This window comes from Pseudotabrizicola algicola (assembly GCF_010915705.1).
Taxonomy (GTDB): Bacteria; Pseudomonadota; Alphaproteobacteria; order Rhodobacterales; family Rhodobacteraceae; genus Pseudotabrizicola; species Pseudotabrizicola algicola.
Genome location: NZ_JAAIKE010000006.1, coordinates 1 through 18831, shown reverse-complemented (window position 1 = coordinate 18831; position 18831 = coordinate 1). Strand labels below are relative to the sequence as shown.

The following is an 18831-nucleotide window of genomic DNA, read 5'->3' as shown; positions in this document are numbered from 1 at the left end:
AGCGGCTGACGGATGCGCAGCGCGCCATCCGTTTGGCGTGAAATGCCGACAAATCGCTACGATTCGATTCGTTATTTCTGGATTCACGCGTCAGTTTTTGCGGTGAACTGGGCCGAGCGGACCGCTAGCGTAACCCCGGGGCGCCGTCCGCCGCGCCCGGCCCGTCAGGAGGAATGGCATGATCAGGGATGGAGAGCCGAGTTTTCGCGAGTCGGTCGATCTGATGTTCAACCGCGCCGTGCGGCTGATGGATCTGAGCCCCGGCTTGGAGCAGAAGATCCGCGTGTGCAACTCGACCTATACGGTGCGTTTCGGTGTGCGCCTGCGCGGCAAGATCGAGACCTTCACCGGATACCGCTCGGTGCATTCGGAACATATGGAGCCGGTCAAGGGCGGCATCCGCTATGCGCTGTCGGTGAACCAGAACGAGGTGGAGGCGCTGGCGGCGCTGATGACCTATAAATGCGCGCTGGTGGAGACGCCCTTTGGCGGATCGAAAGGGGGGCTGTGCATCGACCCGCGCGCCTGGGAGGAGCACGAGCTGGAGCTCATCACCCGCCGCTTTGCCTATGAGCTGATCAAGCGCGACCTGATCCATCCGGCGCAGAACGTGCCCGCGCCCGATATGGGGACCGGCGAGCGCGAGATGGCGTGGATCGCCGACCAGTACAAGCGGATGAACACGACCGATATCAACGGCAATGCCTGCGTGACCGGCAAGCCGCCGCATGCGGGCGGGATTCAGGGCCGGGTGGAGGCGACGGGGCGCGGCGTGCAATATGCGTTGCAGGAGTTCTTCCGCCACCCCGAGGATATCGCCAAGGCGGGTTTGACCGGCGGGCTGGAGGGCAAGCGGGTGATCGTGCAGGGGCTTGGCAATGTGGGCTATCACGCCGCCAAGTTCCTGAGCGAGGAGGATGGCTGCAAGATCACGGCGGTGATCGAACGCGACGGCGCGCTGCACAGCGAGAGCGGGCTGGACATCGAGGACATCCGGCAGTGGATGGTCAAGCATGGCAGCATCAAGGGCTATCCGACAGCGGCCTTTGTCGACGATGGCAGCACGCTGATCGAGGCCGAGTGCGACATCCTGATTCCGGCGGCGCTGGAGGGGGTGATCCATATGGGCAATGCCGCGCGGATCAAGGCGCCGCTGATCGTCGAGGCGGCGAACGGGCCGGTGACCTTCGGCGCCGACGAGATCCTGCGCGAGAAGGGCGTGGTCATCATCCCCGACATGTATGCCAATGCGGGCGGGGTTACGGTTTCCTACTTCGAATGGGTCAAGAACCTCTCGCACATCCGCTTTGGCCGCATGCAGCGCCGCGCCGAGGAGGCCCGCTCGCGCATTCTGGTCGAGGAGTTGGAACGGCTGTCGGCCGATCAGGGGCTGGGCTGGACCCTGTCGCCCGATTTCAAGGAAAAGTTCCTGACCGGATCGGACGAGCTGGCGCTGGTGCGCTCGGGTCTGGATGACACGATGCGCACCGCCTATCAGGCGATGCGCAAGGTCTGGCACGAACGCGACGATGTGGATGACCTGCGCACGGCGGCCTATCTGGTGTCGATCGGGCGGGTGGCACAATCCTACCGCTCCAAGGGCCTGTAAGGCGGCTCTGGCCATCTGCGACACACAATGTCGCGGATGGCCAAGGCGCGGGCCGCGATCCTTGCTTATCTGCGGCGGACCCGCTTTAGTGCCGCCAGAGGGCTTCGGGTCGGGGAAAGGTCTGACATGCGCTATTCCGGCTTCAGGGTGATTGCACAGGGTCTGTTCGGAAACACCGGATGGAAACCGGCCTGGCGCGATCCCGCCCCCAAGGCCGAATATGACGCGGTGATCATCGGCGGCGGCGGGCACGGGCTGTCGACCGCCTATTATCTGGCCAAGAACCACGGTCTGACCAATATCGCGGTGCTGGAAAAGGGATACCTCGGCTCGGGCAATATCGGGCGCAACACCACGATCGTGCGGGCGAACTACTTCCTGCCGGGCAATTCCGAATTCTATTCGCACAGCCTCAAGCTCTGGGAAGGGCTGGAGGCGGATCTCAATTACAACGTGATGCACTCGCAGCGCGGGCTGATCAACCTGTTCCATTCCGATGGCCAGCGCGATGCCTTTGCCCGCCGCGGCAATGCGATGATCAACCAGGGCGATGATGCGGTGCTGCTGGACCGCGAGGGGGTGCGCGAGCTGTTGCCCTATCTCGACTTCGACAACACGCGCTTTCCGATCTATGGCGGGCTCCTGCACCCGCGCGGCGGCACCGCGCGGCATGATGCGGTGGCCTGGGGCTATGCCCGCGCTGTCGACCGGCGCGGGGTGGACCTGATCCAGAATTGCGAAGTGACGGGGATCGACATCGAGAATGGCCGCGTCACCGGCGTGCAGACCACCCGCGGCGCGATCCGGGCGCGGAAGGTGGGCATGGTGGTGGCAGGCCGCTCGGGACAGGTGGCGGCGATGGCGGGGCTGCGGCTGCCGATCGAATCCCATATCCTGCAAGCCTTTGTGACCGAAGGGCTGAAGCCGGTGATCGACCATGTGATCAGCTTCGGCATGGGGCATTTCTACATCAGCCAGTCCGACAAGGGCGGGCTGGTCTTCGGGGGCGACCTCGACTTCTACGCAAGCTATGCCTCGCGCGGGAACCTGCCGATGGTCGAGCATGTGATGGAGGCGGGCATGACGCTGATGCCGATGATCGGCCGCGCCCGCGTGCTGCGGTCCTGGGGCGGGATCATGGACATGACACCCGACGGATCGCCCATCATCGACCGCACGCCGGTCGACGGGCTGTTCATCGATGCGGGCTGGAACTACGGCGGCTTCAAGGCAGTGCCGGCCAGCGGATATTGCATGGCGCATCTGATGGCCACCGGCGAAAGCCATCCCGTCGCCGCCCGCTTCCGGCTGAACCGCTTTGCCACCGGCCACCTTCTCGACGAAGAAGGCACCGGCAGCCAGCACAACCTGCATTGAGGGGCGCGATGGGTCTGACCGCTTTTCGCCTTGCCCGCCTGTCGGATGCCTCCGGCGGGAGTATTTCATCAAGCAGCAATGCAGGGTGCCGCGCCCATGATTTGCTGCTTGCCCAAATACTCCGGGGTGAGGCCGCAGGCCGAGGGGCGGAGCCCCTTGCGACGACTGCCAAACAGAAAGGCTTTTCAAGATGCGCCTGACCTGCCCGCTGTGCGGCCCGCGCGACCGGCGTGAATTCTATTACTACGGGGCGGCGGATTACCTCGCGCGTCCCGCAGAGGGCGCACCGCCCGAGGCATGGGATGATTACCTACACCTGCGCGACAACCCCGCCGGGGTGACGCAGGACCTTTGGTATCACGAGCAGGGCTGCTGCTCCTGGCTGAAGGTGACCCGCAACACGGTGACGCATGAGATCCTTGCGGTGGAGAGTGTGGCCGGGGCCGATGCGGCGGAGGGGCGGGCATGAGGATCGACGGCAAGGGCCGCATTGACCGCACGCGGCCGGTCACCTTCCGTTTCGACGGGCGCAGCTATGCCGGTTACCGGGGTGATACGCTCGCCTCGGCGCTGATTGCCAATGATGTGCGGGTTGTCGGGCGCAGTTTCAAATACCATCGCCCGCGCGGCATCCTGACCGCCGGACCCGAGGAGCCCAATGCGCTGGTGGAGGTGGTCGGCCCCGCGAACCAGACCCCCAACACGCGGGCGACCGTGCAGGAGCTGTTCGAGGGGCTGGTGGCGCGCAGCCAGAATCGCTGGCCGTCGCTGGGGTTTGATCTGCTGGAGGTGAACGATCTGGCCGCGCCCTTCCTGTCGGCGGGGTTTTACTACAAGACCTTCATGTGGCCGCGCCGCTTCTGGGAGGGGCTCTACGAGCCGCTGATCCGTCGCGCTGCGGGCCTCGGCCGGTTGTCGGGCAAGCATGACGAGGGGCTTTATGAAAAGGCCTGGGCGCATTGCGACCTGCTGGTGATCGGGGCCGGGCCTGCGGGTTTGATGGCGGCGCTGGTGGCGGCACGGGCCGGGGCGGATGTGATCCTGTGCGATGAGTCTGCCGAACCCGGCGGGCGGCTGCTGGCCGATGAGGGCATGATCGACGGCGCGCCCGCGGCGGAGTGGGTGGCGCGGGTGCTGGCCGAGTTGGCGGACCTGCCCAATGTGCGGCTGATGCGCCGCACCACGGTGACCGGCGTTTATGATGACAGCACCTTTGGCGCGCTGGAGCGGGTGGGCCTGCACCGCAGCCCGCGCCCCAACCTGCCGCGCGAGTGTTTCTGGCGCATTGTGGCCAAGCGCTCGGTGCTGGCGGCGGGCGCGCTGGAGCGCGGGATTGCCTTTCAGGACAATGACCGCCCGGGCGTGATGATGGCCTCGGCGCTGGCCACCTATCTCAACCGCTATGGCGTGGTGCCGGGCAAGCGGGTGGCGTTGTTTGCCAACAACGACTCGGTGCGCGCCACGGCCCGCAGCCTGATGGCGGCGGGGGTGGAGGTGGCGGCGATCCTCGACAGCCGCCCCGATGCGCCGGATGAGCCGGGGATCGTGGTGCACAAGGGGGCGGTGGTGCAGCGCGCGCGGGGCCGGATGGGTCTGCGCGAGATTAGTTTCACCAAGGACGGGCGCGCGCAGCGGCTGGAGGTGGAGTGTCTGGGCCTGTCGGGCGGCTGGAATCCGTCGGTGCATCTGACCTGCCACCTGAACGGTCGCCCGCGCTGGTCCGAGGATCTGGCGGCCTTCGTGCCGATGGAAGGTGCGGTGCCGGGGATGTTGGTGGCCGGCGCGGCGGGGGGCAGTTTCTCGACCCACGGCTGCCTTGCATCGGGGGCCGAGGCGGCGCGGGCCAGTCTGGAAGCGCTGGGCAGGGCGGCGGGCGCAGTGGAGTTGCCGCGCGCCGAGGATGCGCCCTATGTTATCGCGCCCCTCTGGGCGGTGGCGGGCAAGGGGCGGGCCTGGCTCGATTTTGCCAATGACGTCACGGTCAAGGATGTGGCGTTGGCGGCGCAGGAGGGGTTCCGCAGCGTCGAGCACATGAAGCGCTATACCACGCAAGGCATGGCGCCCGATCAGGGCAAGTCCTCGAACGTGGCGGCGCTGGCGGTGCTGGCCGATGCCACCGGGCGCGGCATTGCCGAGACGGGGACGACGACCTTCCGCCCGCCCTATACGCCGGTGTCGATTGCCGCGATGGGGGCAGGCGGGCGGGGCGCGGGCTTTGCGCCGCAGCGGTTCCTGACCAGCGATCAGGCCAGCCGTGACCGGGGTGCGCCGATGGTGGAGGCGGGGCTGTGGTATCGGCCGAGCTATTTCCCCAAACCCGGGGAGACGACATGGCGCGAGGCTTGCGACCGCGAGGTGCGCATGGTGCGCGAAAGCGTGGGGGTCACCGATGTCTCGACCCTTGGCAAGATCGACATCCAGGGCCCCGATGCGGCGCGGTTCCTTGACCTTGTCTATACCAATACCTTCTCGACCCTGCCGGTCGGCAAGGTCCGCTATGGGCTGATGCTGCGCGAGGACGGGCATGTGCTGGATGACGGCACCTGTGCGCGGCTGGGGGATCAGCACTGGCTGATGACCACCACCACCGCCGCCGCCGGTCTGGTGATGCGGCATCTCGATTTCGTGAGCCAGGCGTTTTGCGCGGGGTGGCAGGTGCGCTTTGCCTCGGTCACCGAGGGCTGGGCGCAATTCGCCATCGCTGGCCCCAAGGCTCGGGCGCTGGTGGCGAGCGCGCTGGGCCATGCGCCGGACCTGCCCTTCATGGGCTGTGCGCCCGTGACGGTGCAGGGGGTGGCGGGGCGGCTGTTCCGCATCTCGTTCTCGGGCGAGGAGGGGTATGAACTGGCGGTGCCGACCCGCTATGGCGAGGCGCTGTTCCGTGACCTGACCGCGCGGGCCGAGACGATGGGGGGCGGGCTTTACGGGATGGAGGCGCTGAACGTCCTGCGCATCGAGAAGGGCTTCATCACCCATGCCGAAATCCACGGGCGCATCACCGCCTTTGACATCGGCATGGAAAAGATGGTGAGCGCCAAGAAGGATTGCATCGGCAAGGCCGCCGCTGCGCGGCCCGGCATGACAGGGCCTGCGCGGGCGCAACTGGTGGGGCTGAAGCCGCTGACCGACAGCGTGATCACGGCGGGCGCGCATCTTTTCGCGCAAGGCGTCGATCTGGTGCGCGAGCAGTCGGCGGGCTATGTCACCTCGGTCGGCTATTCGCCCACGCTCCACAGCCATCTGGCGCTGGCATTTCTGGACAACGGCCGCGCGCGGCATGGCGAGACGGTGCGGCTGGTCGACCGGCTGCGCGGGGTGGATGTGCTCTGCACGGTGACCGATCCGGTGTTCCACGATCCGAAGGGGGAGAAGCTGCGTGCCTGACCTGATTGCAAAGCCCGCGCTGGGCGTGGCCCCCGTCACCCATGCCGGAACCACGCTGGCCGAAATCCCGCTGCCGCAGATCATCGCCATCGCGCCCTATCCGGGGCAGGCGGCGGCGGTGGGCGCGGCGCTTGGTCTGGCGTTTCCGGCGCCGAATACGGTGAGCGAAAGTGGCGGGGCGCGGCTGGTCTGGGCGGGGCGCGACATGGCCTTTCTGATCGGGGCGGAGGCGAGCGCGGCCACGCTGCCCGAGGGGCTGGCCGCGATGGTCAGCGATCAATCCGATGCCTGGGTGATGCTGACGCTGGTGGGGCCGCGCGCCGTTGACGTGCTGGCGCGGCTGGTTCCGCTGGACCTGCGCGCCGCGCAGCGGGGGCAGGCGTTCCGCTCTGCGCTGGGGCATATGCCTCTGGTTCTGATTGCGGAAGGGGAGGGCGGCTTTACCCTGCTTACCTTCCGTTCCATGGCGCGCACGGCCTGGCATGAGATCGAAGAAGCGATGGCGAAGGTCGAGGCGCGGCTTGCGCTGAGCGCCTGACCGGCGCGCCCTTGGCTGCCGCAGGGCGCTTCGCGCTGGGGCTGTAAGAAAGGTGCAAATCCGGGGGTTCGGGATTTGCACCTTTTCCATTACTCGTCTTTCAACGCCGGGCTCAGGTCACCCCGGCGGGTGCCTTTACCAGTGGCCGGTGTTTTCCATGCTGGCCCAAGGTTCGGCCGGAGCGAGAGCCTCGCCCTTTTGCAGCAGTTCGATCGAGATGTTGTCGGGGCTGCGGACAAAGGCCATGCGGCCATCGCGGGGAGGGCGGTTGATGGTGACGCCATTGGCCTGCAGATGGGCGCAGGTTTCGTAGATGTTGTCCACCTCATAGGCGAGATGGCCGAAATGGCGGCTGTCCGACGGCAGGCCGTCATCGCCATCCCAGTTGTAGGTCAGTTCCACCGGACATTCCGGCTGGCCCGGAGGGGCCATGAAAATGAGCGAGAAGCGGCCCTTCTCGCTGTCATGCCGCCGCGTTTCTTCAAGCCCGAGAAGGCGGTAGAAGGCCATAGAGGCCTCGAGGTCGAGAACCCGGACCATTGTGTGCAGGTATTTCAGTGCCATGCCATGTCTCCTGTCTGTGCCGGGGTCATCATAACGCGGCGGACCGGAAAGGCGAGGGCGTGCGGTCAGAACTTTGAGCGGATCGACAGGCCAAGGCCGAGCGATTGCGCGCGGTGGAGCGCGATGTTGGAGCGGGTGCGCTCGGCCCTGACCGAGAGCACCGGCATGAAGCCCATGCGGTCAAGCTCTTGCAGCGCGAGATTTGCCTCTGCCCGCAGGGTCACATCCTGGCGGCCATCGGGGCTGAGGGCGGCGCGGTCATAGTCGCGGGCGGCCAGCCCCATGCCCGCCGACAGACCGATGCCGCGCACCGGTTCGGCCTTTGTCCATGTCAGATCGGCGCTGATGGCGCGGTGGTCGATGCTGTCGGCGCGCGAGCGGGTGTCGCGCAGATCGAGGGTGACGCCCACACGGTCGCCGCCGTCAAGCTGCCGGGTCAGCCCCGCGCTGGCGCCGAGGATATTGGCCGAGCGGTTTGGCGCATCGAGACGCCGCTGGCGTTCGGCGGTGAGGCCGAATTCTACCGTCAGGCGGGGTGCAAGCTGGCGCGACAGGCCCAGATCCACGCGGGCGTAATCCGACATCGGGCTGCCGCCAAAACGGTTGTGGCCAAAGGTGAGCGCCGCCGTGGCCTCGCCTTGCAGGGCAGGCAGTTTCACGGCGCGGTCGAGCCCGATCTCGTAGCCGGAGAGGCGGTAGTTTCCGGCGCGGGCCATCGGGGCGGCGGCCTTGGCGGCGGAGGAAAGCCAGACCTCGCGCTGGATGAGGCCGAAGCGCAGGTCTGTCTTGGCGGCGGCGCTTTCCGCGAGGCGGTATTGCGCGGTTGCCGCCGCCTGCACGACCCCGCCCGAGAGGGCGCGGCTGTCGGGGGCGATGGTCAGCGGTAGGCCCAGAAAATCGATCACACGCTCGGAGGTGCCGCCGTTCACGTTGGACGAGGGGCGCACCGAAAAGTCCAGCCGCAGCGACAGGCGGCTGCGGTTGCGCACATAGCGCAGGTCGCGCACGGCGACCGCGCGGGCGGTCTCGGTGGGGGCGGCATCGATCGCGCGGCGCAGCCAGAGCTGGGCGCGCAGTCTTTGCCCGTCCGAGGCCAGCGCCTGCGCCATGGCCATCGCCGCGCCATAGCGTTCGCGGGGGAGGGTGGCCCCTGTCCAGGCGAGGCGGGCGGTGGCGCGCGATTGCGGATAGGCCGCCATGTCGCGCTGCGCCCGTGCCTTGAGGATCAGCGCGGTGGCGTCCTTCGGGTTTTGTTGCAGCAGCGCGTCGGCAAAGCGTTCGGCCTGTGCGGGCTCGCCGCGGTCCAGAAGGGTGACCGCCATCTGCACCATGCCTTCGGGCGTCAGCACCAGCGGCGCGGCCTGTGCCACCGCGCCTGCCGCCATCAGCCCGAGGCAGAGCGCCGCCGCCCTGAGGGCCGCGCCGGCGCGGCGGACCGATTTCGCCCGGACTGTCGCTGCGCCCGTGCCGCTCATGGCCGGTAGAGGATGAAGCCACCTGTTTCGCGCACGGTCACGCCGTCGATGCGCGGGTCCTCGGCCTCGATCACGATCACGCCCACCACCTCGTCGGCATTGGGGCCGGAGACGACGCCGTAATACTTGCCGGCTTCATAGGTCACCACGCGGGCGCGGTCACCGTTATAGTCGATCACGGAACTGTCGAGCAGGCCGCCGATCTCGCCATTGGCGTTGATCGCACCGGGGCCGACCGCAAAGACCAGCGTGGGCAATTCGCGGGTGGCGGGGGCCTTGTCGTCGCGGTCGAACTTGGCATCCATCGCTTCGAGCACGCGCGCGGTGATGTTGGTGCCGTTGGCATCGAAAATCTGGCGGTTGCTGACGGTGCCCTTGACCGCATCGCCGCGGTTGAAGTCGTTGAAGTCGATGGCGATGGTCATCGCGCCCGTGGCATATTCCAGCCCCGAGGCCCCGTCGAAGTCACGCACGGCGGCGTAATTGCCGGAATAGGCGGCCTGATTGGCCCCGCTGGGCGGATTGGGCGGGCGCACGAAATTGTCGTTGCGCTTCATCACGAAGCCGCCAAAGCCGTAGCCGCGATAGGCCCCCGTGCGCACGATGGCAAATTCGGTGCGGCCGCTGCGGCTGACACCGGCCAGCAGCTTGTGTTCGAACTGCGGGATCAGCGCGCCGGTCTGCGGGTCGCGCACCTCGGCCGCCGCCTCGTAGACCTCGTATCCGCCGAGCCGGTCCACGGGTTGCCCCAGACGCTTGCGATAATCGTTGCCGCCGTCGAAGGCGAGGTTGTCGACCGTATAGGTGTTGTCGGCGGCATTGAAGGTGAAGCCCTGCGCATAGCCGTTGCCGGTGTCGTCGCTGACGTCTTCATAGCGGATGATGGGCGTGGCGGCGCTGGGCGTCTCGGTGCCGGGCAGGCCGCCCGGCCCGTCTTCGGGCGGGGTCGGCGTCGGGTCGGGCGGGGTCGGGTCGGGGCAGGGGGTGCCTGCGAGCGGGTTGCCGCCGCATTGGGGTGCGTTGCCAAACGGGTTGCCGCCGCTGCCACAGCTTGCCACGGCCAGACCGGCCCCGAGGACCGCGATCACACGCCACTTCATGATTACCTGCTCGATTATAGGTGTTATTTTGCGGACAAAACTGCCTTTCTCACGGCATTGTGTCAATGAATCCATGCGCCTGCACAGGCGCCTGATGCAGAATTGCCGCGCACCCTTGCGACGGTTCCCCAACCTCTCGTATCCTGCGCGCCAATGACGCCCACATGTTGTGAACGCCCGGATTCGAAAGGCCCGTCCCATGCCGCTTTCCCCTGACCAGATCGCCGAAATCGAGGCTGCCCGCAGCACGCCGCGCCCCACCTTGCGTGCGGTGAGCGAGGGGATGGAGGCGCATCTGTACCGCGCGCATGAGGTGCTGGACCACGGCTTCATCCGCGTGATCGACTACATGGGCGACGATGCCGCCATCGTGCAGGCCGCCCGCGTGAGTTATGGCGCCGGCACCAAGCATGTGTCGAATGACGAGGGGCTGATCCGCTATCTGATGCGGCACTGGCATTCGACCCCGTTCGAGATGTGCGAGATCAAGCTGCATGTGAAACTGCCGGTCTTCGTGGCCCGCCAGTGGATCCGCCACCGCACCGCCAATGTGAACGAATACTCTGCCCGCTATTCGATTCTGGACCGCGAATTCTACATCCCCGCCCCCGAGCAGCTGGCCGCGCAGAGCACGGTCAACAATCAGGGGCGCGGCGCGGTGCTGGAGGGGGCCGAGGCCGCGCGGGTGCTGGAAATGCTCAAACGCGACGCGGGGCAGGCGTTTGACAGCTATGAGCAGATGTTGTCGCAGGACGGTCAGCAGGGGCTGGCGCGGGAACTCGCGCGGATGAACCTGCCGATGAACACCTATACCCAGTGGTACTGGAAGACCGACCTGCACAACCTGTTCCACTTCCTGCGCCTGCGCGCCGACGCCCACGCCCAATATGAAATCCGCGTCTATGCCGAGGCGATTGCGGCCTGCGTCAAGGACTGGGTGCCTTTGGCCTATGCCGCCTTCGAGGATTACCGCATGGGCGGGGTGACGCTGAGTGCCAAGGCGATCGCGGTGCTGAAACGGCGTCTGGCGGGCGAGGTGGTGACGCAGGAAGACAGCGGGATGAGCAAGGGCGAGTGGCGGGAGTTTGAGGGGGTTTGGGGGTAGTTCGTCGCGTGGGTAGCAGAAATAAAGGTCTCAGAAAGCTAGTTGAGGGAAAGCTCTGCATTTTTTGTGGTGGCAGCGTTTTGGCCACAACTATTGAACATGCTCCGCCGATCGCGTTGTTTCAAAATAAAATAAGACCAAAGGGTTTCGAGTTCCCGGCATGTTCGTCCTGCAATCATGGGACTTCCTCGCTGGATCAGGTCGCCTCCATGTTTGTATCAATTACGGCAGATGCAGTTAGTGAAAAAGCTGAAAACCCATACACTTTTCAACTTATGCAGGGCGTTGCAAATAACTACCCTGAAGTTCTAAGTTACATTCAGGATTGGAGCAGTGATGCAAAAGAGATAGACTGTGACTTCGGTGGTCATAAAAGTGAACTTCTCAGGGTGCCCGTTAACCGAAGGCTGTATACTCGTTGGCTGAATCCATGGTTGGCCAAGCAGACGGCTGCGCTTTGGTACTATGAGACAAAAGAAATTTTGGATAAGTCGAAAAGAATATCTGTAACCTGGCTCCCTGTAGACACATTTATTTTTTCAGGGGCGCCTATAAAAATTTGTGAAATTCTGCCGTTCGTTGGCGAAATGGCGACTCGTTCGCAGAGTTTTGGCAGTAAGTTTTCTTACCGATACAGTTTGTCTAATGAGACTGATTTCGGAGCGTTTTTGATAATTTATAGGGACTGTGTGGCGGGGTTTGCAGTGGTAGCGCCAAGTGAGATGTTCATAAGGTATAACTCGCAGATTAGAGTCGGTGATTTATTTCGACCAGTTCCTGGACGTGGATTGGAGATGTGTCTTGAGCTTCCTTTAGCCATCGTGTGAATTGATCGGCGATCTCTGGAACGCCTCCTCCCAACCATCCCCCTATCCCCCAACCCCGAATCACCCTATGCTGCACCGCAGCAACGGGAGTGCTTCATGGGTCAGGTCATCACGGTCGCGCAGCAGAAGGGTGGGTCGGGGAAGACCACGCTTTCGGTCAATCTGGCGGTGGAGCTGGCGCGGCGGGGGGTGACGGTGGCCTTGCTCGACACCGATCCGCAGGGCTCGCTTGGCCGTTGGTTCATGACGCGGCGCGAGCGTCTGGGCGATCCGGGGATGGAGCTTTCGACCGCCAGCGCATGGGGCGTGGGCTATGAGTGCGAAAAACTGCGCAAGGCCCATGACATCGTGATCATCGACACGCCGCCCAAGATCGACGCCGATCTGCGGCCCAGCCTGCGCGAGGCCTCGCTGGTGCTGATCCCCGTCGCGGCGAGCCATGTCGACCTGTGGGCCACCGACGGCGTGCTGGACCTTGCCGCGCGCGAAAGTCGCCCCTGCCTGATCGTGCTGAACCGCTGCAAGGCGGGCACGCGGCTGGGCGAGGAGGTGGCGGCGGCGGCGGGCGCCCTTGCCGAGGTGGCAAGCGCGCGTCTGGGCCAGCGCGTGGCCTATGCCGAGTCGATGGGCCACGGGCTCGGCGTGGCCGAAGGCGGCAAATCGGCGGCGGCGGTGGAGATTGCCGCGCTGGCCGACGAGATCATGGCGCGGCTTCAGTCCTGAGGCTTGCCGGGGCCTTGCGGCTTGTCCGGCCCGCGCACGATCAGCACCCAGAAGGCCAGCGCGCCGAGCGCGGCAAAGACGAAGCCCCAGCCGGGGCTGCCGTTGACGAATTCCACCCCCGCCCAGATCACCGGAATACCGGCAGAGAGCCAGCGCACCAGCGCATTGGCGAAGAACGGGTGGTTCGGGTCGAGGAATTTCTTGAGCACGGGCGGTCCTGGTCTGGCTGGCGGCAAGGTCTGGCCCAGAGGTAGCGGCTCGGGACCCGCGATCCAAGGGCCGGTGCCACAAATTGCATCTATTTCCGCCTTGGTGCCGCCCGTTTCTCTGCGTTAGCCTGCGCGGATGATGACCAATCTGTTGTTTCTGATGTCTCTTGCCGTCGCCCTGTTCGGATACGGGGCAACCGGTTCTGCGCGGTCGGAGCCTGTGGCTCTGGCGCTGGCGGCAACGCTTCTGGCGCTGGCGCTGATGCTGCGCCGCCCGCCTGTGCCGCGGCGGCCAAGGCGCGTGGAAAGGCGGGGCGCGATTCTGGTGGATGGGTCCAACATCATGCATTGGAAGAATGACGAGCCGCGGCTCGACACGCTCAAGGAAGTGCTGCGCGCCCTGCGCGAGCAGGGCTATGAGCCGGGCGTTGTCTTCGATGCCAATGCCGGATACAAGCTGGCGGGGCGGTATATGGATGACGGGCCGTTGGCGCGGGCGCTGGGCCTGTCGGAAGATCAGGTGCTGGTGGTGCCAAAGGGAGAGCAGGCCGACCCGTTCATCCTGCGCACCGCGCGCGATCTGGGGATCGGGGTGCTGAGCAATGACCGCTTTCGCGACTGGGCCGGGGATTTCCCCGAAGTGGCGCAGCCCGGACATGTCCGGCGCGGCGGTTACCGCGACGGGGTGCTGTGGCTGGAGACGGCGGGCTAACGCTTGCGCCGTTTGACGCCGCCGCGCTGGCCGGGGCGGCCCGCGGTGCTGCGGCCTGTCATCTTCTGCGCCTCGTCCACCGCTTCCTCGACGGCGGATTGACGGGCCAGCGGGTCATCTGCCACCGTCAGCTCCACCGCCTCCAGCCGCTTGACCTCGTCGCGCAGGCGGGCGGCTTCCTCGAACTCGAGGTTCTCGGCGGCCTTGCGCATCTGCAGGCGCAGGGCATCGAGATGGGCGGCAAGGTTCTGGCCGATCATCGGCTTGTCGACCTTGGCGGTGACGCGGGCCATGTCGGTATCGCCCTGCCACAGCCCTTGCAGCACATCCTCGACGTTCTTTTTCACCGTCTGCGGGGTGATGCCATGCGCCTCGTTATAGGCGAGTTGCTTTTCGCGGCGGCGGTTGGTTTCGCGAAGCGCACGTTCCATGCTGCCCGTCACGCGGTCGGCATACATGATGACACGGCCTTCGGCGTTGCGGGCGGCGCGGCCGATGGTCTGGATCAGCGAGGTTTCCGAGCGCAGGAAGCCCTCTTTATCCGCATCGAGGATCGCCACCAGACCACATTCGGGAATGTCGAGGCCTTCGCGCAAGAGGTTGATGCCGACCAGCACATCAAAGGCCCCCAGCCGCAAATCACGCAGGATTTCAATGCGTTCGATGGTGTCGATGTCGGAGTGCATGTAGCGGATGCGGATGCCCTGTTCGTGGAAATATTCCGTCAGGTCTTCCGCCATGCGCTTGGTCAGCGTGGTGACCAGCACGCGCAGGCCCTGCGCCGCGACCTTGCGGATCTCATCCAGCAGGTCATCGACCTGCATCTCGACGGGGCGGATCTCGACGACCGGATCGACAAGGCCGGTGGGGCGGATCACCTGTTCGGTAAAGACGCCGCCGGCCTGCTCCATCTCCCACGCGGCGGGGGTGGCGGAGACGAACACCGATTGCGGGCGCATCGCATCCCATTCCTCGAACTTCAGCGGGCGGTTGTCCATGCAGGAGGGCAGGCGGAAGCCGTGTTCGGCCAGCGTGAACTTGCGCCGGTAGTCGCCTTTATACATGGCGCCGATCTGCGGCACCGAGACATGGGATTCGTCGGCAAAGACGATGGCATTGTCGGGAATGAATTCGAACAGGGTCGGCGGCGGCTCGCCCGGGGCGCGGCCCGTCAGGTAGCGCGAATAGTTCTCGATGCCGTTGCACACGCCGGTGGCCTCCAGCATCTCGAGGTCGAAATTGGTGCGCTGTTCCAGCCGCTGGGCTTCGAGCAGCTTGCCTTCGTTCACCAGCTGGTCGAGCCGCTGGCGCAGCTCTTTCTTGATGCCCAGAACCGCCTGCTGCATCGTCGGGCGCGGGGTGACGTAATGGCTGTTGGCATAGATGCGGATCTGCTTGAACGTGTCGGTCTTGGCCCCCGACAGCGGGTCGAATTCCACGATGGATTCAAGCTCTTCGCCGAAAAAGCTGAACCGCCACGCGCGGTCGTCGAGGTGGGCGGGCCAGACCTCGAGACTGTCGCCGCGCACGCGGAAACTGCCGCGCTGGAACGCCTGATCGTTGCGGCGGTATTGCTGCGCCACCAGTTCTGCCATGACCTTGCGCTGGTCATAGCTTTGCCCGACCACCAGATCCTGCGTCATCGCCGAATAGGTTTCCACCGAGCCGATGCCGTAAATGCAGGAGACAGAGGCGACGATGATGACATCGTCCCGCTCGAGCAGCGCCCGCGTGGCCGAGTGGCGCATGCGGTCGATCTGTTCGTTGATCTGGCTTTCCTTCTCGATATAGGTGTCCGAGCGGGGCACATAGGCCTCGGGCTGGTAGTAATCGTAGTAGGAAACGAAGTATTCCACCGCGTTGTCGGGAAAGAAGCCTTTGAATTCGCCGTATAATTGCGCGGCCAGAGTCTTGTTGGGCGCAAGGATGATGGCGGGGCGCTGGGTTTCCTCGATGATCTTGGCCATGGTGAAGGTCTTGCCGGTGCCGGTGGCCCCGAGCAGCACCTGATTTTGCTCTCCGGCCAGCACCCCCGCTGCCAGTTCGGCGATGGCGGTGGGCTGGTCGCCTGCGGCCTGAAACGGGGTCGACATCACAAAGCGCCGCCCGCCTTCCAGCTTGGGCCGGGTCAAGACCTCGGGGCGGGCGGTCAGGGCGTTGGCATTGTTGTGGGGCATGGCGGTCCTTCGCTCCGGTCGAGTCGCGGAAAGGTCAATGTATTCCGTTTTTGTTCCGGTTAAAGAGGCTGTGAGGGGAACATTAACCCTCGTTGCGTCAAGGTTAAGAAGTGCCGTTCAATTTTAACGAAAACACGATGAAAAATTGCATCTTTTGGTTGAAGGGCGGGGCGGAGTTTGGCACAGTCAACAGGCAAGCAGCAACTGACGCTGCCGGTTGATCGCACCACACCCCACCCACACCCCGTGGTCAACCGGCAGCCCTTGCCTTGCGCTGCCCCCGTGCCTTCGTGCTTGCACTTTCCCCCCGTTTTCCGGCATATGGGGGCTGTCTGTTCAGGAGGTTTCCCATGCGCGCCCGCATCTATCAGCCCGCCAAAACCGCGATGCAATCCGGCACGGCCAAGACCAAGGGTTGGGTGCTGGATTTCGTGCCTGCCACCGCGCGCGAGGTGGACCCGCTGATGGGCTGGACCTCGTCGGATGACACGCAGGCGCAGGTTCGTCTGCGCTTTGACACGCGCGACGCGGCCGAGGCCTATGCGCAGGCGAAGGGCATCGACTACGAGGTGGTCCTGCCCAAGGCCCGCAAGCCGCTGATCCGCGCGCGCGGCTATGGCGAGAACTTCGCCACCGACCGCCGCGGCGCGTGGACGCACTGAACTCCTGTAAATCGGGGCATAGTTGCTGCCGTTTGGGGTAAAGTTTGGCCGGTCCGGGACAAAGGTTTTGTAAGGCGTTGATTTTGTGATGTGCGCCCTTCGCCGCGATTTTTAGGAGAGGGGCTTTGGGGCAACGAAGGTAACTGCTCCACACTTCGGTCGCCATGCAGGTGTTGATCACTTGAGGGCTGCTGGAAGCCTTCAGGGTGAGATCACCGAACTCAGACCAGTCAAGATCTGCCGCTTGGGCGCTTTTAGGTTTAAGACAGAGAAATCTGCTGTTCTCATCCAGAGCGGGGATGCGCGCCAGCGTCCGTGCCATAGTCAAATTGGTGCATGAAGTGTTGGAAAATGGCGTCCGTCTTTTCGGAAAGCGTATCTTCGCCATACTTTGATGCGGGCAGACCTGTGCGGTCATCGTAAAGCAGGTCATAGATCTCTTGGCGAAGCCCGTCGCGGGTGCTCTGCTTTTCAAAAAGGTCTTGCACCTCCTCCATGCGCCTTTGTATCGCCTTCAAAATTTCGACCGATACTGACTTGATCTGCCGGATCTCTTCTTTCGATAGGTCATCCCGCATCAGAAGGTCGAAAACGGGCTTTTGTTCTAGTGTCAGGCCAAGCGCTACGTGGCCTTGCGCCTCATCTTCCAAATCGGCGGCAATCCTCATCAGCGCTTCGAAGGTGGCCTCGATTGTGTTCTTGTCCTTTTCCTTGTTGTATTCCGCCACGATCTTGTCGAAGCGGTCCTGGAAGTCAGTCAAGGTTGGGTTGGCCGCAAGCATCTTTGCCAGCCGTTCCTGAAGAACGGTCCGGAGGTCTTGAACGTCACTGGCCGGGCGTTCGCTTTTGGCAAACTCTTTTCGCAGGAGTTCAAAATTAACCTTTGAAATGTCAAAGACCCGCTCGCCCTCGCCATCAGGCCGGATGTCGATGGCCTCCGCCACAATTGCATTCAGCTTCTGGATGATCGCTGACGTATCAGCAGCCATCTTGTCCTCTTGGAGCGAACTGTAGATGTAGTTGATTGCCTGATAGTCAGACTTGAAGGTCTCGACCTTCGCGAAGGTCAGGCAGGACTTGTATTTGCGAAACACCGCCCGTGCCGCGATTTCGAACCGCTTCCGAGACTCGTCATTCGCGTTGATGAGTTCCTTGGCATCCTTGAGTGCCTTCAGCTTTTTGAAGCCATCTTCCACGTGCAGCCGTTCCAGGCCGAAGCCATCCGCTCGCAGGCCTTCGCGCACGATCTGGATAGCCTCTGCAAGCTCGGCAAGCAGGGCCTCTTCCGGGTTCAACGGATCAACGGTTGGCTCACCCTCGCCACCGCCAAGCGGACCACTGCCTCCGGTGTGGCCTGCAAACGTGGCCAGTGCTTTCCGCAGGTTCTTTAGGATCCCGCAATAATCGACGATCAGGCCGTTGTTCTTGCCTTCCTTGACCCGGTTGGCGCGGGCGATGGCTTGCATCAAAATGTGCGCCTGCAGGGGCTTGTCGAGATACAGGGTCGACAGTGACGGCACGTCGAAGCCGGTCAGCCACATCGCGCACACGATCACGATCCGGAACGGGTGGTCATCGCGCTTGAAGGCAGTTTCCACGTCGAGCCGCTTTTCGACCTCCCGTCCGCCGACCACTTCCTTGATCGTTAAGCCATCTTTCATCCGCTTGCGGTGCGGGATGATGTCGAGGCCCCAGTTCTTGAACTTCTGAACCTCGCCCCGCTCGTCGCTGACCACGACAGCCATCTCGGTCTTCCGCATCCATTCGATCTGCTGCGTGCGGATTACGCGTTCCTGATCGTCGGACACATGAACCAGATCCTTCTCCAGCTCCGTGATCCGGGCGGTCCAGGCCTCCGAGATGAAATCATACAGCCCGACTAGCAGGTCGGCGATCATCTCGTTCTCGTCGTCACGCTTCGGGCTGTAGCGGAAACAGGTCTCGCTGACGCCGAACGCACGACAGGCCAGCGCAATGCTGACCCCCTTCATCGCCACCGCCTTCTCGGCCAACTCCCGGCGCTGAGCTGGCCGCGTCACTTTTTTCCAAGAGCTTCTCGAAGCAGATCGGCCTGCATGCTGAGATCGGCGAACATGCGCTTCAGCCGCCGGTTCTCATCCTCAAGAGCCTTCATCTGGCTCACCATGGATGCATCCATGCCGCCATACTTGGCCCGCCACTTGTAAAACGTCGCGCTGCTGATCCCGTGCTCGCGGCACAACTCGGGAACGGGCATCCCGCCCTCCGCCTGGCGCAGCACGCCCATGATCTGGGCTTCGGTGAAACGGCTCTTCTTCATCGGAATCTCCTCGTTCATCCTGCCGAGAAAATTCTACTTCCGCATCCCCTTAACCATGGGGAGGATTACC

Annotated in this window: 16 protein-coding genes and 1 pseudogene; 10 read left to right on the top strand and 7 right to left on the bottom strand. The window is 64.3% G+C overall.

What is annotated here, in order from left to right; genetic code table 11:
* Window positions 1-178: 178 nt before the first annotated feature.
* From G3572_RS16285 to G3572_RS16265, 5 genes are all read left to right on the top strand, one after another.
* The gene (locus tag G3572_RS16285) at window positions 179-1609 is read left to right on the top strand and encodes a Glu/Leu/Phe/Val family dehydrogenase (RefSeq protein WP_164613846.1); all 1431 of its coding nucleotides are present in this window, start codon (window positions 179-181) and stop codon (window positions 1607-1609) included.
* A gap of 126 nt (window positions 1610-1735) precedes the next feature.
* On the top strand, window positions 1736-2986 hold the full coding sequence (locus tag G3572_RS16280) for a sarcosine oxidase subunit beta family protein (protein ID WP_164613844.1): 1251 nt from the start codon (window positions 1736-1738) through the stop codon (window positions 2984-2986).
* A 190-nt stretch (window positions 2987-3176) separates the two neighbouring features.
* Window positions 3177-3455, top strand: a complete 279-nt coding sequence (locus G3572_RS16275) for a sarcosine oxidase subunit delta (RefSeq protein WP_164613842.1) — start codon at window positions 3177-3179, stop codon at window positions 3453-3455.
* Window positions 3452-6370 carry a sarcosine oxidase subunit alpha family protein gene (locus G3572_RS16270; RefSeq protein ID WP_164613840.1) on the top strand — a complete coding sequence of 973 codons (2919 nt, stop codon included), beginning with the start codon at window positions 3452-3454 and terminating at the stop codon, window positions 6368-6370. Before G3572_RS16275 ends, G3572_RS16270 begins: the two co-directional genes overlap by 4 nt.
* The gene (locus tag G3572_RS16265) at window positions 6363-6908 is read left to right on the top strand and encodes a sarcosine oxidase subunit gamma (protein ID WP_164613838.1); all 546 of its coding nucleotides are present in this window, start codon (window positions 6363-6365) and stop codon (window positions 6906-6908) included. The genes G3572_RS16270 and G3572_RS16265 overlap by 8 nt, the downstream gene beginning before the upstream one ends.
* A gap of 135 nt (window positions 6909-7043) precedes the next feature.
* Here the strand turns inward: G3572_RS16265 and G3572_RS16260 are convergent, their stop codons facing one another.
* From G3572_RS16260 to G3572_RS16250, 3 genes are all read right to left on the bottom strand, one after another.
* Window positions 7044-7472: a VOC family protein gene (locus tag G3572_RS16260; RefSeq protein ID WP_164613836.1), complete on the bottom strand. Its 429-nt coding sequence runs from the start codon at window positions 7470-7472 to the stop codon at window positions 7044-7046.
* A gap of 65 nt (window positions 7473-7537) precedes the next feature.
* Window positions 7538-8947 carry a surface lipoprotein assembly modifier gene (locus tag G3572_RS16255; RefSeq protein WP_164613835.1) on the bottom strand — a complete coding sequence of 470 codons (1410 nt, stop codon included), beginning with the start codon at window positions 8945-8947 and terminating at the stop codon, window positions 7538-7540.
* Window positions 8944-10047: a hypothetical protein gene (locus G3572_RS16250; protein WP_164613833.1), complete on the bottom strand. Its 1104-nt coding sequence runs from the start codon at window positions 10045-10047 to the stop codon at window positions 8944-8946. Before G3572_RS16250 ends, G3572_RS16255 begins: the two co-directional genes overlap by 4 nt.
* Window positions 10048-10246: 199 nt before the next feature.
* Between G3572_RS16250 and thyX the strand changes: the two genes are divergently transcribed.
* From thyX to parA, 3 genes are all read left to right on the top strand, one after another.
* Window positions 10247-11152, top strand: a complete 906-nt coding sequence (gene thyX / locus G3572_RS16245) for an FAD-dependent thymidylate synthase (RefSeq protein WP_164613831.1) — start codon at window positions 10247-10249, stop codon at window positions 11150-11152.
* A 209-nt stretch (window positions 11153-11361) separates the two neighbouring features.
* Window positions 11362-11979, top strand: coding sequence for a hypothetical protein (locus G3572_RS16240; RefSeq protein ID WP_164613829.1), 618 nt, complete (start codon window positions 11362-11364; stop codon window positions 11977-11979).
* 96 nt (window positions 11980-12075) lie between these two features.
* Window positions 12076-12702 carry a ParA family partition ATPase gene (gene parA, locus G3572_RS16235; protein WP_164613827.1) on the top strand — a complete coding sequence of 209 codons (627 nt, stop codon included), beginning with the start codon at window positions 12076-12078 and terminating at the stop codon, window positions 12700-12702.
* Here the strand turns inward: parA and G3572_RS16230 are convergent.
* Window positions 12693-12911, bottom strand: a complete 219-nt coding sequence (locus G3572_RS16230; protein WP_164613825.1) for a hypothetical protein — start codon at window positions 12909-12911, stop codon at window positions 12693-12695. The two genes, parA and G3572_RS16230, sit on opposite strands and share 10 nt — an antisense overlap.
* Before the next feature lie 139 nt (window positions 12912-13050).
* Between G3572_RS16230 and G3572_RS16225 the strand changes: the two genes are divergently transcribed.
* Entirely contained in the window at window positions 13051-13623 is a 573-nt protein-coding gene (locus G3572_RS16225) for an NYN domain-containing protein (RefSeq protein WP_240335595.1), read from the top strand.
* On the opposite strand, the gene uvrB is transcribed toward G3572_RS16225, so the two are convergent.
* On the bottom strand, window positions 13620-15800 hold the full coding sequence (uvrB, locus tag G3572_RS16220; protein ID WP_164613822.1) for an excinuclease ABC subunit UvrB: 2181 nt from the start codon (window positions 15798-15800) through the stop codon (window positions 13620-13622). The two genes, G3572_RS16225 and uvrB, sit on opposite strands and share 4 nt — an antisense overlap.
* Window positions 15801-16150: 350 nt before the next feature.
* On the opposite strand from uvrB, the gene G3572_RS16215 reads away from it, so the two are divergent.
* Window positions 16151-16462, top strand: a complete 312-nt coding sequence (locus G3572_RS16215) for an ETC complex I subunit (RefSeq protein WP_164613820.1) — start codon at window positions 16151-16153, stop codon at window positions 16460-16462.
* Window positions 16463-16746: 284 nt separating this feature from the next.
* Here the strand turns inward: G3572_RS16215 and G3572_RS22155 are convergent, their stop codons facing one another.
* Together G3572_RS22155 and G3572_RS21895 are read right to left on the bottom strand one after the other, a co-directional pair.
* Window positions 16747-18123, bottom strand: a complete 1377-nt coding sequence (locus G3572_RS22155; protein ID WP_435530987.1) for a type I restriction enzyme subunit R domain-containing protein — start codon at window positions 18121-18123, stop codon at window positions 16747-16749.
* 210 nt (window positions 18124-18333) lie between these two features.
* Window positions 18334-18761, bottom strand: a pseudogene (locus tag G3572_RS21895) (transposase); the annotation flags it as partial.
* Window positions 18762-18831 lie beyond the last annotated feature (70 nt).

What these genes read in the sequence shown, in the direction of transcription:
- G3572_RS16285 (WP_164613846.1), top strand. Translation starts at nt 179, where the DNA reads ATGATCAGGGATGGAGAGCCGAGTTTTCGCGAGTCGGTCGATCTGATG.
- parA (WP_164613827.1), top strand. Translation starts at nt 12,076, where the DNA reads ATGGGTCAGGTCATCACGGTCGCGCAGCAGAAGGGTGGGTCGGGGAAG.
- G3572_RS16275 (WP_164613842.1), top strand. Translation starts at nt 3,177, where the DNA reads ATGCGCCTGACCTGCCCGCTGTGCGGCCCGCGCGACCGGCGTGAATTC.
- G3572_RS16250 (WP_164613833.1), bottom strand. Translation starts at nt 10,047, where the DNA reads ATGAAGTGGCGTGTGATCGCGGTCCTCGGGGCCGGTCTGGCCGTGGCA.
- G3572_RS16260 (WP_164613836.1), bottom strand. Translation starts at nt 7,472, where the DNA reads ATGGCACTGAAATACCTGCACACAATGGTCCGGGTTCTCGACCTCGAG.
- G3572_RS22155 (WP_435530987.1), bottom strand. Translation starts at nt 18,123, where the DNA reads ATGAAAGATGGCTTAACGATCAAGGAAGTGGTCGGCGGACGGGAGGTC.
- G3572_RS16270 (WP_164613840.1), top strand. Translation starts at nt 3,452, where the DNA reads ATGAGGATCGACGGCAAGGGCCGCATTGACCGCACGCGGCCGGTCACC.
- G3572_RS16215 (WP_164613820.1), top strand. Translation starts at nt 16,151, where the DNA reads ATGCGCGCCCGCATCTATCAGCCCGCCAAAACCGCGATGCAATCCGGC.
- G3572_RS16240 (WP_164613829.1), top strand. Translation starts at nt 11,362, where the DNA reads ATGTTTGTATCAATTACGGCAGATGCAGTTAGTGAAAAAGCTGAAAAC.
- G3572_RS16255 (WP_164613835.1), bottom strand. Translation starts at nt 8,947, where the DNA reads ATGAGCGGCACGGGCGCAGCGACAGTCCGGGCGAAATCGGTCCGCCGC.
- G3572_RS16280 (WP_164613844.1), top strand. Translation starts at nt 1,736, where the DNA reads ATGCGCTATTCCGGCTTCAGGGTGATTGCACAGGGTCTGTTCGGAAAC.
- G3572_RS16225 (WP_240335595.1), top strand. Translation starts at nt 13,051, where the DNA reads ATGACCAATCTGTTGTTTCTGATGTCTCTTGCCGTCGCCCTGTTCGGA.
- thyX (WP_164613831.1), top strand. Translation starts at nt 10,247, where the DNA reads ATGCCGCTTTCCCCTGACCAGATCGCCGAAATCGAGGCTGCCCGCAGC.
- uvrB (WP_164613822.1), bottom strand. Translation starts at nt 15,800, where the DNA reads ATGCCCCACAACAATGCCAACGCCCTGACCGCCCGCCCCGAGGTCTTG.